Source organism: Nonomuraea sp. NPDC048826, assembly GCF_043198225.1.
GTDB lineage: Bacteria > Actinomycetota > Actinomycetes > Streptosporangiales > Streptosporangiaceae > Nonomuraea.
In genome coordinates this window covers 579,520-592,746 of record NZ_JBICUQ010000002.1, presented here as the reverse complement: position 1 = coordinate 592,746, position 13,227 = coordinate 579,520, and the positions used below count along the sequence as shown (strand labels likewise).

General features: G+C 73.1%; 13 protein-coding genes. 6 read left to right on the top strand and 7 right to left on the bottom strand.

Going from position 1 to position 13,227, the window contains the following annotated elements:
• Positions 1-96: 96 nt before the first annotated feature.
• Together ACGFI7_RS08380 and ACGFI7_RS08375 are read right to left on the bottom strand one after the other, a co-directional pair.
• A complete protein-coding gene (locus ACGFI7_RS08380; RefSeq protein WP_393400818.1) occupies positions 97-1,680 on the bottom strand; it encodes a bifunctional 3'-5' exonuclease/DNA polymerase in 1,584 nt (527 codons plus the stop codon).
• Between the two features lie 20 nt (positions 1,681-1,700).
• Entirely contained in the window at positions 1,701-3,185 is a 1,485-nt protein-coding gene (locus tag ACGFI7_RS08375) for a metallophosphoesterase family protein (RefSeq protein ID WP_393400816.1), read from the bottom strand.
• A 130-nt stretch (positions 3,186-3,315) separates the two neighbouring features.
• Here ACGFI7_RS08375 and ACGFI7_RS08370 point away from each other — a divergent pair, with 130 nt between their 5' ends.
• Positions 3,316-3,723 carry a hypothetical protein gene (locus tag ACGFI7_RS08370; RefSeq protein ID WP_393400813.1) on the top strand — a complete coding sequence of 136 codons (408 nt, stop codon included), beginning with the start codon at positions 3,316-3,318 and terminating at the stop codon, positions 3,721-3,723.
• Here the strand turns inward: ACGFI7_RS08370 and ACGFI7_RS08365 are convergent, their stop codons facing one another.
• Positions 3,724-5,277, bottom strand: coding sequence for an FAD-binding oxidoreductase (locus ACGFI7_RS08365; protein WP_393401905.1), 1,554 nt, complete (start codon positions 5,275-5,277; stop codon positions 3,724-3,726). It lies immediately after the preceding gene.
• 31 nt (positions 5,278-5,308) lie between these two features.
• Between ACGFI7_RS08365 and ACGFI7_RS08360 the strand changes: the two genes are divergently transcribed.
• The 4 genes from ACGFI7_RS08360 (at position 5,309) to ACGFI7_RS08345 (ending at position 8,913) form a co-directional block, all read left to right on the top strand.
• Positions 5,309-5,950 carry a TetR/AcrR family transcriptional regulator gene (locus ACGFI7_RS08360; protein WP_393400810.1) on the top strand — a complete coding sequence of 214 codons (642 nt, stop codon included), beginning with the start codon at positions 5,309-5,311 and terminating at the stop codon, positions 5,948-5,950.
• Complete coding sequence (locus ACGFI7_RS08355) at positions 5,947-7,533, top strand: glycerol-3-phosphate dehydrogenase/oxidase (protein ID WP_393400807.1); 1,587 nt, start codon at positions 5,947-5,949, stop codon at positions 7,531-7,533. Before ACGFI7_RS08360 ends, ACGFI7_RS08355 begins: the two co-directional genes overlap by 4 nt.
• Positions 7,534-7,585: 52 nt before the next feature.
• Entirely contained in the window at positions 7,586-8,500 is a 915-nt protein-coding gene (locus ACGFI7_RS08350) for a sucrase ferredoxin (protein WP_393400805.1), read from the top strand.
• A 101-nt stretch (positions 8,501-8,601) separates the two neighbouring features.
• Entirely contained in the window at positions 8,602-8,913 is a 312-nt protein-coding gene (locus ACGFI7_RS08345; RefSeq protein WP_270159808.1) for a WhiB family transcriptional regulator, read from the top strand.
• Between the two features lie 337 nt (positions 8,914-9,250).
• Here the strand turns inward: ACGFI7_RS08345 and ACGFI7_RS08340 are convergent, their stop codons facing one another.
• Positions 9,251-9,484 (bottom strand): DUF397 domain-containing protein, encoded by a 234-nt coding sequence (locus tag ACGFI7_RS08340; RefSeq protein WP_270159809.1) that lies wholly within the window; start codon positions 9,482-9,484, stop codon positions 9,251-9,253.
• Positions 9,485-9,610: 126 nt separating this feature from the next.
• A complete protein-coding gene (locus ACGFI7_RS08335) occupies positions 9,611-10,507 on the bottom strand; it encodes a helix-turn-helix domain-containing protein (RefSeq protein WP_393400801.1) in 897 nt (298 codons plus the stop codon).
• 126 nt (positions 10,508-10,633) lie between these two features.
• Here ACGFI7_RS08335 and ACGFI7_RS08330 point away from each other — a divergent pair, with 126 nt between their 5' ends.
• The gene (locus ACGFI7_RS08330) at positions 10,634-11,107 is read left to right on the top strand and encodes an ATP-binding protein (protein WP_393400798.1); all 474 of its coding nucleotides are present in this window, start codon (positions 10,634-10,636) and stop codon (positions 11,105-11,107) included.
• Positions 11,108-11,284: 177 nt separating this feature from the next.
• On the opposite strand, the gene ACGFI7_RS08325 is transcribed toward ACGFI7_RS08330, so the two are convergent.
• Positions 11,285-11,917 carry a phosphoribosyltransferase gene (locus tag ACGFI7_RS08325; RefSeq protein ID WP_393400795.1) on the bottom strand — a complete coding sequence of 211 codons (633 nt, stop codon included), beginning with the start codon at positions 11,915-11,917 and terminating at the stop codon, positions 11,285-11,287.
• Positions 11,918-12,020: 103 nt separating this feature from the next.
• Complete coding sequence (gene rsgA / locus ACGFI7_RS08320) at positions 12,021-13,118, bottom strand: ribosome small subunit-dependent GTPase A (protein ID WP_393400792.1); 1,098 nt, start codon at positions 13,116-13,118, stop codon at positions 12,021-12,023.
• Positions 13,119-13,227 lie beyond the last annotated feature (109 nt).

Genomic DNA, 13,227 nt, shown 5'->3' with positions numbered 1-13,227 from the left:
CTCGGGCGCCATCCGGCGTCCGCGTAGCAGCTGACGGCCCGCAGGTCGGGCGCCGTCCGGCGTCCGCGCGACAGCTGACGGCCCGCAGGTCGGGCGCTATTTGGCGTCCGCGTAGCAGCTGACCGCCACCGCCTCCATCAGGAAGCGCACCGGCGTGGCCCCGAACAGCAGCCTGGTGGCCTCCGCCGCGGCGGCCCGCACCGCCGCGCCGACCTGCTCGGCCAGGTCGAGCGGGCAGTGCACGATGACCTCGTCGTGCTGGAAGAACACCAGCCTGGCCGGCTCCGGCAGCAGCCCGCGCAGGACCGCCATCAGCGACAGCGCCCACTCTGCTGCGGTGGCCTGGACCACGAAGTTGCGGGTGAACCGCCCCCGGTCGCGCGCCGCCCGCCCGCCCTCGGGGCCGGAGACGAGCTCACGCCACGACGCGGACGGGGGCGGGCTGGTGCGCCCGAGCCAGGACCGGACCAGCCGGCCCTCCTCCCCCGTCTTCGCGGCGTCCTCGACGAACTGGTAGGCCTTCGGGAAGCGCTGGCGCATGACGTGCAGCAGCCTGGCGGCGTCGCCGCTGGTGCCGCCGTACATCGCCGACAGCATGGCGATCTTGGCGTGGTCGCGCTGGCCGCCGAACGAGGTGGCCAGCGCCGAGTAGAGGTCGATCTCCCCCGCCGCCTCGGCCAGCCGGGCGTCGCCCGCCATCGCGGCCAGCACCCGCGGCTCCAGCTGGGCGGCGTCGGCGACGACGAGGGTCCACCCCTCGTCGGCCACCACCACCCGGCGCAGCACCTTGGGGATCTGCAGGGCGCCGCCGCCGCTGGTGGCCCAGCGGCCGGACACCACGCCGCCGACCACGTACTCAGGCCGGAACCGGCCGCCGCGCACCCACTGGTCGGCCCAGGTCCAGCCGTGGAAGCTGTGCAGCCGGGCCAGCTCCTTGTAGGCGAGCAGCGGCTCGACGGCCGGATGGCCGACGCGCTTGAGCTCCCACGACCGGGTCGACTTGATCTCCACCCCGGCGGTCTTGAACGCCTTGACGAGCTGCCGCACCGAGTCGGGGTTGACCGGATGGCCGAACGCCGCCGAGACCCGGTCGGCCAGCGCCTGCAGCTTGGCCGGGCGCATGCCGTGCACCGGCCGGGGCCCGAGCATCTCGGTGAGCAGGGCGTCGTGCACGTCGCGGCGCCAGGGCATGCCGTCGTGGGTCATCTCGGCGGCGATGAGCGCCCCCGCGGACTCGGCGGCGACCAGCAGCCGGAACCGGCCCGGGTCGGGCAGCGCCGCGATGCGGGCGAGCTGGTCGGCGAGCACCTCGGCCACCGCCTCGGCGGGCAGCGGCTCGGGCCCGAACAGCGTGCCGGGGTGGCCGGGCTGCTCGTCGGCCGGATCGTCGGGGACGGGCAGCCCGTGCAGCCTGGCGTGCGCGGCCCTGACCGAGCGCGGCTCGCCGTAGCGGCCCTCGTGGGCCAGGAGCAGCCCCTCGGTGAGGGCGAGATCGTGGCAGCGGCCGACGCGCACCCCCGCGGCGAGCAGCGGCGGGTAGGTCTCGCGGGTGTCGGCCCACGCCCACCGCGGCCGCCCCGCCTCCAGCTCGCGCACCGCCCCGGGCAGGTCGGCCGGCGCGGCGGCGCGGGACGACTCGCCCACGGGAAGGAGGCTCTGTCCGGCCAGCACCACGTACACGCCTCCAGACTGCCAGGCGCCTACGACAAAGAGATGTGGACCTCGTCCTCGATGGGGGGTTCGAGCTCCTGCCGCAGGCACCCGGTGGCGGCGTGGCAGCGGATGGTGAGCGTGTCAGGGGTGACCGACAGACGCAGGAACTGCTTGAAGAACGGCGGGGTGTCCCAGTCGGACAACTCCGACAGGAAGTGCTGGAAAACCCGGTCCACCGGCAGCCGGAACGGCCATGGCCAGGACCCGAGCAGCCGGGCCGCCCACCGCATCCGCCGGGTGATCGTCACGGCGCCGTCGGCCGGCCGCACCGGCGTGTTGCCGATCTGCTCGGCCATGATGCAGGCGGCCTCGTCGGGGGTGAGGCAGAGCCACTTCATCCGCAGCCGCTTGGCGTAGAGCTGGCTGTAGAACGACAGGGAGTCGCCGCGCAGCGGGTAGCAGCGGTAGTCGTCCTCGTGCACGCCGCCCACCTCGACGCGCCGGATCGTGTGGGTGGCGTGCATGAACGCGCCGCCGCCGCCGGACACGACGTACTGGATCACCCGGTCGCCCACCTGGACGGGGTAGCGCTGATAGTTGTGCACGTCGCCGCCGACGGCGGCCACGTAGCGGTGGCGGGGGTCGCGCACGATGTCGTCGATGGTGCCGCCGCCCTCCAGCGCGGACGGTTTGTAGGCGTTGCCGGTGTAGATCGGCTTGCCGGTGACCAGGAGCTTCGGCCGCGGGTCGAGCGACACGCGGCGCAGCCACGCGGTCTGACCGGCGTCGATGGTGCCCTTGATGCCGGTGTCGACGCCCACGACGAGCAGGCTCGGGGTGTCGATCACCCAGTACGGGCCGGGCTGCCCGGCCTGCTGGGCGGGGCGGCCGCGTAGTTTGCGCGCCTCGGCCAGGGCCGGCTCGTCGATCGTCTCCGGCTTGCGCCACAGCAGCCCGCGCAGCCCCCGGTCGGGCTTGGGCTTGAGGGAGGCGTCGCAGAAGACCCGCATGAACCCGCCGAGCCCGTCGTACCAGTCGTGGTTGCCGGGGACGGCGTAGATCGGCGCGTCGTAGTCCTGGTAGGGCCGGAAGAACTTGTCGCGGTAGTCGTTGCCGGACCCCGCCGGGTAGATGATGTCGCTCGCCAGGATGGCGAACGCGGTGCCCTCCCCCGCCTTCAGCATGCCCGGCACCACCGCGTACTGGGACGCGTCGCCCTCGCCGGTGTCGCCCACGAGCAGGAAGTCGAAACTTTCGCCCACCTCGGGCGTGATCCGGAAGTCGGGGTCGGCCCCGCGCGCGTGCAGGGCGGCCACCCACTGCTCGCGCACGTCGCCGGCCGGGTCGCCGAACAGGCCGGCGAGCACCTCGTTTCTCGATTTCCACAGTGTGACCGGGTTCAGCCAGGTGAAGCCCTGGCCGGCCGGCCGCAGCCGGTCGAACGTGCCGATCTCCTGGCAGGCCCATCCGGCGCCCTCCTCGGACACCCGCGACGAGGCCCGCTTCCCCCGTTCAGCCGCTAATTCCACCATGACTCCATCTTTGCCCGCGGGTCCCATCCCGCGCATCCGAACGGAGCGTGCTGTTGCCGACACAGCTCGTTCACGATGGTGTAGCCTCGACGCCCCAAGCAAGCGGTTGTCGTCGCCAAGGAGGGCTGCCATGGCCCGGAACGGTTCCGATGACGCGCTCAGGCGGAGCACCGCCCGGGTGGATGCCGTCGAGGGCCTGCTCGCGTACGCCGCCACGCGGAGTGCGCGGGCCGCGCTGCGGGAGGTGAGCCGGGCCGTGTCGATGAGCCGCGAGATCGTGGCGGAGCGTCCCGAGCACACCTCGCTGCTGGTGCGGGCCCTGATCGTGGAGGCCGGTCTGCATCTGAGACGCCGGCGCCCGGCCGACGCGCTGCCGGTGGCCGAGGAGTCGGTGGCGCTGGCCAGGCGGGAGGGCGGCGCCCCGCTGGCCCGCTCCCTGATCGCCCTGGCCGCCGCCTACGAGGCGCTGCAGCGCTACAGCGAGGCGGCCGAGGCGTCGGCCGAGGCCTCCAGGGTCATGGAGCACGACGAGCGCTGATCAGACGAGCGCTCCCGGGTTCAGCACACCGGCCGGGTCCACCCGGTCCTTGACCGCGCGCAGGATCGCCACGCCGAGCGGGCCGATCTCGGCGGCGTAGGCGTCGCGGTGGTCGCGGCCGACCCCGTGGTGGTGCGAGATCGTGCCGCCCGCCTCGACGATGGCCGTGTTGACCGCCTCCTTGGCCCGCTCCCACTGCGCCACCGGGTCGCCCTCCTGGGCGGTGACGACGGTGAAGTACAGCGACGCGCCGGTCTCGTACACATGGGAGACGTGGCACATGACCAGCGGTGAGCCGAGCGCGCCGAGCAGCGCCAGCCGGACCGCGTCGTACAGGCGCGGCAGGTTGGCCCAGAAGCCGGCCGTCTCCAGCGTCTCCACGGTGGCGCCGACGGCGAGCAGCGAGTCGCGCAGGTACGGCGCGGAGAAGCGGCCGTGCGCCCACGCACGTCCCGGCTCCTCGCCCAGCGGGACGCCGCCGTGCGCGGTCAGGACCGCGGCGGCGGCCTCGCGGCGGGCGGCGATGGACGCGCCCTCGTAGCCGGCGATCACCAGGCAGCCGGACTCGCCGGCGCCGATCCGGTCGGGGCGGGCCAGGCCGATCATGGTCTCGGTCTCGTCGGAGAGCCGCAGCACGGTGGGCAGCGGGCCGTCCTGGGCGAGCGCCCGCAGCGCGGCCGTGCCGGCGGCGAAGCCGGGGAAGCGCCAGCCCTCGTACGCCTTCTCGGCGGGGGCCCGGCGCACCCGCAGCCGCAGCGAGGTGATGACCCCGAAGGCGCCCTCGGAGCCGAGCACCAGCTGGCGCAGGTCGGGCCCGGCCGCCGACTTGGGCGCCCGGCCCAGGTCCAGGTCGCCTTCCGGAGTGGCGACGGTCAGCCCGGCGACCATGTCGTCGAACCGGCCGTAGCCGGCCGACGCCTGGCCGCTGGAGCGGGCCGCGGCGAAACCGCCGAGCGTGGCGTACTCGAAGGACTGCGGGAAGTGGCCCAGCGTGAGGCCGTGCGCGGCGAGCAGCCGTTCGGCCTCGGGGGCGGGCACGCCCGGCTCGAACACCGCGGTCATGGACTCGGTGTCGACCTCCACCAGCCGGTTCATCCGGCGCACATCGAGCGAGATCACCCCGGCGAAGCCGTCGCGGCCGGCGGTGAGCCCGCCGACGACCGAGGTGCCGCCGCCGAAGGGCACGACCGCGATCCGCTCGGCCGCGCACAGCCGCAGGACCTCCGCCACCTCGTCGTGGCCGCCGGGCAGCACGACGGCGTCGGGCGCGCCGTCGCCGTCGCCCGCGCGCATCCGCAGCAGGTCGGGCGTGGACTTGCCGCGGGCGTGCCGAACCCGCTCCTCGTGCGTGGTCAGCACGTGACCGTCGCCGACCAGGCCGGTCAGCGCCGCCAGCAGCCGGGGCGCGAGCGCGGCGGGCGGCACCCGTACGGACTCGAGCTCGGCGGCGGGCGTCGCCGGGGCGCGCACCCCGAGCAGGTCGTGCAGCAGCCGGCGGACCTGATCCGGCAGTTCGCGGGCCTTGGCCGGATCTCCCCAGCCGGACCAGAGCATCGGTTCCGAAGTCACCGTTACACTGTGACACATGACGGCTATACGTCACAATGACGGCGTGCTCGACGCGGCCCGCGACTGCGTGCTGGCCTACGGGGTGCGCCGCACCACGCTCACGGACGTGGCGCGGCGGGCCGGGGTGTCGCGGATGACGATCTACCGGCACTGGCCGGACATGCGGGCGCTGGTCGGCGACCTGATGACCCGGGAGTGGGTTGGCGTGATCAGCGGGCTCGACCTGGCCGATCCCGTGACCGCGGTCGTGGCCGGGGTGCGCGGGCTGCGCGAGCACCCGCTCTGGCGCAAGATCGTGGAGGCCGACCCCGAGCTGCTGATCCCCTACCTGCTCGACCGGCGGGGCGCCAGCCAGGAGGCGGTGCTCTCGGCGCTGGAGCCGGCGCTCGGCGACCCGCGCAGGGCCAGGGCGGTGCTCCTGGTCGCGCAGTCGTTCCTGCTGTCGGCGCCCACCATGCTGGACCCGGTCACCCTCGACGAGCTCGACGCCGAGCTCGCCACGCTGCTGAGGGCCTACCTCGGCGGGCACGAGGGCGGCGCGGGCCTCAGCGGGCACAAGGGCGGTGCGGGCCTCGGCGGGCACGAGGGCGGCGCGGGCCTCAGCGGGCACAAGGGCGGTGCGGGCCTCGGCGGGCACGAGGGCGGTGCGGGCCGATGAACAGCTCGCTGAACGCCGCGAGAAGGGCCCGTGAGCTGGCGCGCACCGCCGAGGAACCGGTGGACGTGCTGGTGGTCGGGCTGGGCGCGACCGGGGCCGGCGCGGCGCTGGACGCCGCCTCGCGGGGTCTGAGCGTGGCCGCGATCGACGCCCACGACCTCGCCTTCGGCACCTCCAGATGGAGCTCCAAGCTGATCCACGGCGGGCTGCGCTATCTGGCCAAGGGGCAGGTCGGCATCGCGTACGAGAGCGCGGTCGAGCGCGGCATCCTGCTCACGCGCACGGCTCCGCACCTGGTCCGGGCTCATCCGTACGTGCTGCCGCTGACGCCGGGGGTCACCGGGGCCCAGGCCGCGACGGTGATGGCCGGCTACGTGCTCGGCGACGGGCTGCGGCGCGCGGCGGGAACGCCGCGGCGGCTGCTGCCCGGCCCTTCGACGCTGACGGCGGCGCGGGCCCGCGAGGTGGCCCCGGCGCTGCGCGCGGCGGGGCTGCGCGGCGGCCTGCTGTCGTGGGACGGGCGGGTGCTGGACGACGCCCGGCTCGTGGTGGCGCTCGCCAGGACGGCGGCCGCGCACGGCGCCCGGGTCCTCACCCGCTGCCGCGCGCTGGAGCTGCGGGAGAGCGGCGCCCGGGTGCGTGACGAGCTGACCGGCGAGGAGTTCGAGATCCGGGCGCGGGCGGTGGTCAACGCGACCGGCGTGTGGGCCGGCGGGCTGGACCCCCAGGTGCGGCTGCGGCCTTCGCGCGGCACCCACCTGGTGCTCGCGCCGGGCGCGCTGCCGGGCCTGCGGGCGGGGCTGCACGTGCCGATCCCAGGCGAGAGCAACCGGTTCGCGCTCGTCCTGCCGCAGGCCGACGGGCGGGTGTACGTGGGCCTCACGGACGTGGCGGTGGACGGGCCGGTGCCCGACGTCCCTGAGGCGCCCGAGGAGGACGTCAGGACGCTCCTGGACGTGCTGAACGGGGTGCTGGAGATCGAGTTGCCGAGAGACGCCGTGGCGGGCGCGTACGCGGGCCTCAGGCCGCTGCTGGCGGGGGTGCACACCGATGGGCGGACCAGAGGGCGGACCGGCGGGCACGCTGACGGACACACGGGCGGGCGCGCTGACGGACACAGCGGCGGGCACGCCGGCGGGCACCCCGGTGGGCACACGGCCGATCTGTCGCGGCGGCACGCGGTGCTGTCGTCGGGCGGGATCGTCACGGTCGTGGGCGGCAAGCTGACCACCTACCGGCGGATGGCGCAGGACGCGGTGGACCGGGCCGTGGCGGTGCGCGGGCTGCGCGCCGGGCCGAGCCGGACGGCCGCCGTCCCGCTGGTGGGAGCGGGCAGGCCGGCCGCCGGGGTGCCGCGCAGGCTGGCCGAGCGCTACGGCGCCGAGGCGGCGGCGGTCCACCGGCTCGTGACGGCGCACCCCGAGCCGGTGGGTCTCGGCCTGACCCGGGGCGACCTCGTCTGGTCCGTGCGGCACGAGGGCGCGCTCGACGCGGCCGACCTGCTGGACCGGCGCACGCGGATCGGGCTGGTGGCCGCAGACCGCGATCGGGCGCTGGCGGTCGCCGAGGGTGTGTTCGGCTGAACCTCTCCCCTCCGTTAGGTTAGTCTTACCTAATTACTGGAAGGGGGACGGTGTGGCGAAGGGCTGCGAACATGCGAGGGGATGCCATACCGGCGGCATCCCCACTCTGGCGAGCGCCACGACGGGCGCGCGGCTCTGGCTCCTCATCGAGTACGCCGGCCCGTGGCCGTCCCATCTGGAAAGCTTCGAACTTCCTGAGAACATCGCCGAACTGGTGGCGCGGGCGCTCGCCCGCGACATCCGGCCGCAGCTCATCCGCCGTCCCGGACGCCGCACCCGGACGCGGGAGCAGGGCATCCGCGTGCTAGTCGGGTACGGGGTCGGAGACCGGCCATGGCTCGCCGGCGGCGTCGTCGCAGGTCCTGACGATCTTGACCTGGACGCGCTGGTGGCCGGAGTGGTCCCCGAGTCCTGCATACTTGAAGACGAGCCGGTATTTCTGGTGTGCACGCATGCCAAGCGCAACGCGTGCTGCGCCCGCATTGGATTGCCCCTCGCCCGAGCTCTGGCGGAAAAACTGCCAGAAAGGGTGTGGGAAACGTCACACGTTGGCGGCGATCGGTACGCTGCCAACCTCGTGTGCTTGCCACACGGAATTTTCTACGGCAGCATGTCTCAGGCTGCTGCGATCGCAGCGGCTAACGCGTACCGGTCGGGCGAGATCATTCTCGACCGTTTCCGGGGACGCGCGGGCATCCCTGAGCCATTGCAAGCCGTCGAGCACTTCGCCCGAGCCCATACGGGAGAGTGCTCTGTCGGCGCGGTGGCCGTGGAATCCTCCAAGTCGGACGGCGACGTCACCGAAGCCATCGTGCGCTGCGGCGGCGTCCGGCTCAAGGTTGTGGTCCGGCCCTCGGCGTGGCAAGCGCCGTGCGGCTCGGTTTGCGCCGACAAGGCCACCACCTACCGGCTGGTTTCGCTGGACAGGCTTACGCCTGTGCGGTACGCCACGCCTGCCTTCGCCTGACCAAGGGAACATCACGGTCCTGCATTGCGTTGGAACAGTGACGCCCAAAGCGTCCAATGCGGCTCAATTACCGAAATACCTCTCACGAAGGTGGTTTTCTCATGTCTCAGGTACGTCGGCAGCTCGCCCGCCCGCGCCCCAGCTGGGGTTGGCAGGATGATGCCGCGTGCCGGGGTGAGGACCTCGTGCTCTTCTTCGGCCCCGACGGGGAGCGGCAGCCCGAGCGTGACGTACGTGAGCGGAAGGCCAAGGCGATCTGCGCCGGGTGCCCCGTCCGCACGGAGTGCCTTGACTACGCCCTGTCCCGGCCCGAGAAGTACGGCACGTGGGGTGGCCTCAACGAGGACGAGCGCGCCTCCGAGCGTCGCCGTCGCATGCGCCGCGCCGCCAGCGCCGGCATCTCCGCCGCCTGACACACCCGGCAGCGTCTCGAACGATCGCGTGATCGCGCAGTTGTCCCGATGACCCGGGGCCCGGCACGTCGGGCCCCGGAGAACCCGGTCGGGACAACTGCCTGATCAGGCGCACCTCGCCCCGCGCACGAAAGAAGCCGCCGTCCGAACCGGACGGCGGCTTTCGCATGCCCGCCGAACGGCGGGCGATGGCGGTTGTCGCGTACCCGCCGAACAGCGGGCCTACGGGGGCTTTTCGGCAGCCCGCCGGACGGCGGGCGATGACAGCTTTCGCGCACCCGCCGGATGGCGGGACGGCGGGTTTCGGGTGCCCGCCGGGTGGCGGGCCTATGGCTGATCAGACCAGCAGGTCGTCGAACTCTCCGTCTTTGGCGCCCAGGACGAACGCGGTGATTTCGGCTCGTGTGTAGACGAGCGCGGGACCGTCCGGGAATCGGGAATTACGCATGGCCACCTCGCCGGTGGGCAGGGTCGCCACCTCGACGCAGTTGCCGTTGGGGTTGCTCCGCGCGCTCTTGCGCCAGTCGACGGGGAGACGACGGGCGGGCGTTCCGTTGCGGAACTCGTGCATGGGTGTTGCTCCTCGTCCCTTACGGATGCACGTGCATCCGCGCTTACGAGTCGAGAATAGAGGGACAGACCCAAGCGCATATACCGGATGGCCAAATTCCCGTATGTGATGGCTCACACGAGACTCTTACCTGTTCAGGAGCTTCTCCAGGAACCGCCGGGTTTCACGCGGTTGCTCCGCCTGGACGCTCAGCCGGTCCATCACCTTCATGTAGTGCTCGGAATCGCCCACCTTGTCCAGATAGAGCGCGCTGGTCAGCTGCTCCATGTAGACCACGTCGGGCAGCTCCGGCTCGGGGAAGCGCAGGATGCTGAACGGCCCGCCGGCCGCGGCGTGCCCGCCCCGGTCGAACGGCATCACCTGGAGCGTGACGTTGTTGTGCGCGGTGATCTCCAGCAGGTGCTCGATCTGCCCGCGCATCACCTCGGGCCCGCCCAGCACCCGGCGCACCGAGGCCTCGTCGATCACCGCCCAGAGCGTGATCGGGTTGTCGCCGGTGAGCCGCCGCTGCCGGGCCGTCCGCAGCTGGACCCGGCGCTCCATCTCGGCGGACGGGGCGCTCTCGTGGGCCAGCGCGATCACCGCCCTGGCGTAGTCAGGCGTCTGCAGCAGACCGGGCACGAACTGGTTCTCGTAGGTACGGATGATCGAGGCCGCGCCCTCCAGCCCGATGTAGACCTCGAACCAGCCCGGCAGCAGGTCGCTGTACTTGTGCCACCAGCCGGGCGCGTTGGCCTGCTTGGCCAGGGACAGCAGCGGCGCCCGGTCCTCCGGGTCGGTGACGCCGTAGAGGGTGAGCAGGTCGGCCACGTCGCGTTCCTTGAAGCTGACCTGGCCCAGCTCCAGCCTGCTGATCTTGGCGTGGGAGGCGCGGATGGAGTAGCCGGCGTCCTCGCGGGAGATGCCCTTCTCGGTACGGAGCCGGCGCAGCTGCGTGCCGAGCAGAATTCTCAGGACCGTCGGGCTGCCCGGCGAGTGTCTCAGGAGGTCGCTCCCCACCGGTTCGGCCCGTTCCACGCTCACCCTTGCTCCTTGATCAACTGCACGTGCATTTGCGATTTGCATCCGCAAATCACGGAAGAGTCTTGCATCACAGCCGTAGCGCCGTAAAGATGGTCTTGGACACCAGAACGCGCTTCGGGGGCCAGCATGACGACTTTCGACGCCGGACCGCAAACGACCAGCGGTCTCCGGCCACCAGGATGGCTTGCCGCCGTCCTGATCGAGGGTCGGCCCCTCGAACGCGATCATCGGTTCGGCTTCCACGAGCTCAGCACGTTCGAGCCGGGCTGTGTCTCGGTCGCCCGGCGGTTCGTGGACCAGACGCTCGGCTCGTGGGGGGCCGAGCGTGCCGTCTTCGACGCCCAGCTCATCGCCTCCGAACTGGTCACCAACGCCATGCGACACGGCGGCGGCGCCATCGACCTGCGGCTGCTGATGGACCGCACCGAGCTCGCCTGCGTTGTGAGCGATCACAGCCCGGCCGCGCCGATCACGGGCGAGGCCGACGTGTTCGCCGAGTACGGCCGCGGACTGCGCCTGGTCGGCGCCCTCTGCCGGGCCTGGGGCTGGCTCACGCCGGGCGGCGCGCGCAAACTCGTCTGGGCGGTACTGGCCGTCTAGCGGCCGTCTCCGCCCAGCGACCCCCGACCTCACACGGCTCCCGCCGTCACGCAGCCCCCGGCCGTCCAGCGGTGCCCGCCACCTAACCGTCCCGGCCGCGTCCAGCCGCCCGGCGTCCCCACCGTCACACGTTTCCCGCCGTCACACGGCCCCCGGCCGTCCAGCGGTGCCGGCCGTCTAGCCGGGCGCGGGGTTTCGGGCGAGGACGGCGAGGACGTCGGCGTCGGAGAGCTGGTCGAAGTGCTCGTACCACTGCCCGACCGCGCGGAAGTCGACCGGTGCGCAGAGCACCACCACCTCGTCCGCCTCGTCCCGCATGGCGTTGACCGTCTCCCGCGCGCCCACCGGCACCGCCAGCGTGACCCGCCCGGGCCCGGCCTCGGCCACCGCCCGCAGCGCGGCCCGCGCGGTCACCCCGGTGGCCAGGCCGTCGTCGGCCACCACCACCTCGCGCCCCGCCAGGTCCGGCAGCGGCCGGTCGCCCCGGTAGGCCGCGACCCGCCGGGCCAGTTCCCGCCGCTCGGCGGCCACCTCCTCGGCGAGTTCGTCCGGCGTCAGCCCCAGCCGGTGCAGCAGCGGCAGGTCGAACACCGGCTCGCCGCCCTCGGCGATCGCCCCCACGCCGAGTTCGGGCGACGGCGGGTAACCGATCTTGCGGGTGACGAGCACGTCCAGCACGCCGCCGATGCCGCGCACGATGGGCTCGGCCACCTCCACCCCGCCCCGCGGCAGCGCGAGCACCACCGCGTCGTGGATGCCCGTCAGCCGCTCGGCCAGGCGCATCCCCGCTTCCGCACGGTCGACGAACACGCACTCCATAGGACCCTCGTACCCGCTCTCCCGCACCCACAACAGGAGGGCCACGGCGCGGCGCGGGCGCGCCCCGGGAGAGCCGGGAGCGCCCGCGCCCGGCTCACGGCCGGTTGCGGCCCGAGCGGCGCATCTCCTTGTGGATGGACTTCCACCTGCTCTGCAGGTCCTTACGCAGCCTGGCGTCCGTCCTGGAGGCCATCCAGGCAGCCTCCCGCTGGAGCTTGCGCCAGCTCTCCAGCCGGCGCTCCGGCAGCTCCCCGTTCTCCAGCGCGGCCAAAACCGCGCACCCGGGCTCGGTCTGGTGGCCGCAGTCGTGGAAGCGGCACTCCGCCGCGAGCGCCTCGATGTCGGAGAAGACCAGGTCCACGCCCTCGTTCATGTCGTAGAGCCCGACCCGTCTGATCCCCGGCGTGTCGATGACCAGGCCGCCGCCGGGCAGCGGGATGAGCTCCCGGTGGACGGTGGTGTGCCGGCCGCGGCCGTCGGCGGCGCGCACCCGCTGGGTCTCCATCACCTCGCCGCCGGCGAGCGCGTTGACCAGCGTGGACTTGCCGGCGCCCGAAGGGCCGAGCACGACGGCGGTGCGGGAGCCGTCGAGGTAGTCGCGGACGAGTTCCACGCCCTCGCCGCGGATCGAGGAGACGGCGTGCACGTCGACGCCGGGCGCGGCCTGCCGCACGTCGTCGAGCAGGTCGCCCAGGCCGTGCCCGAACAGGTCGGACTTGGTGACCAGCACCACCGGCGTGCCGCCGGACTCCCAGGCCAGCGCCACCAGGCGCTCGATGCGGCCCAGGTCGGCCAAGTCGGTGGCGTGCATGGACGGTTCGGCGACGAACACGACGTCGACGTTGGCCGCGAGCACCTGGCCCTGGCCGTCGCCGGAGAGCCCGCCCCGGGAGTCGCGGCTGACGCCGCCCCGGACGAACGCGGTGCTCCTGGGCAGCACCTCGTCGAGTTCGTAGCGGCCCTCGGGCAGCGGCTTGAGCGCGGCCCAGTCGCCCACGCAGGGCAGCGCGACGGGATCGGCGGCGGACGCCCTGCGGACACGGGCGCCGAAGCGGACAGAATGCTGGCCGTCGGCGGCGATGACCTCGGCCGCCCCGCGGTCGACGCGGGAGACCCTGCCGGGCACGGTGCCGTCGGGCAGTTCGGCGGAGCGGGAATCGGTCCAGCCGAGCAGAGAAAGATCGAAAGACAACGGAAGACACCTTTGATGTCGAGAAGGAGACCGGGCGGTCAGGCGAGCACCCGGAGGGGGACTGCAGGCAGGCAGAACAGGACAACCCGCATGGTCCTCACCTCCTCGA

Coding starts and splice junctions, on each gene's coding strand:
- ACGFI7_RS08375 (WP_393400816.1), bottom strand. CDS start 3,185: ATGGTGGAATTAGCGGCTGAACGGGGGAAGCGGGCCTCGTCGCGGGTG.
- ACGFI7_RS08370 (WP_393400813.1), top strand. CDS start 3,316: ATGGCCCGGAACGGTTCCGATGACGCGCTCAGGCGGAGCACCGCCCGG.
- ACGFI7_RS08365 (WP_393401905.1), bottom strand. CDS start 5,277: ATGCTCTGGTCCGGCTGGGGAGATCCGGCCAAGGCCCGCGAACTGCCG.
- ACGFI7_RS08360 (WP_393400810.1), top strand. CDS start 5,309: ATGACGGCTATACGTCACAATGACGGCGTGCTCGACGCGGCCCGCGAC.
- ACGFI7_RS08355 (WP_393400807.1), top strand. CDS start 5,947: ATGAACAGCTCGCTGAACGCCGCGAGAAGGGCCCGTGAGCTGGCGCGC.
- ACGFI7_RS08345 (WP_270159808.1), top strand. CDS start 8,602: ATGTCTCAGGTACGTCGGCAGCTCGCCCGCCCGCGCCCCAGCTGGGGT.
- ACGFI7_RS08340 (WP_270159809.1), bottom strand. CDS start 9,484: ATGCACGAGTTCCGCAACGGAACGCCCGCCCGTCGTCTCCCCGTCGAC.
- ACGFI7_RS08330 (WP_393400798.1), top strand. CDS start 10,634: ATGACGACTTTCGACGCCGGACCGCAAACGACCAGCGGTCTCCGGCCA.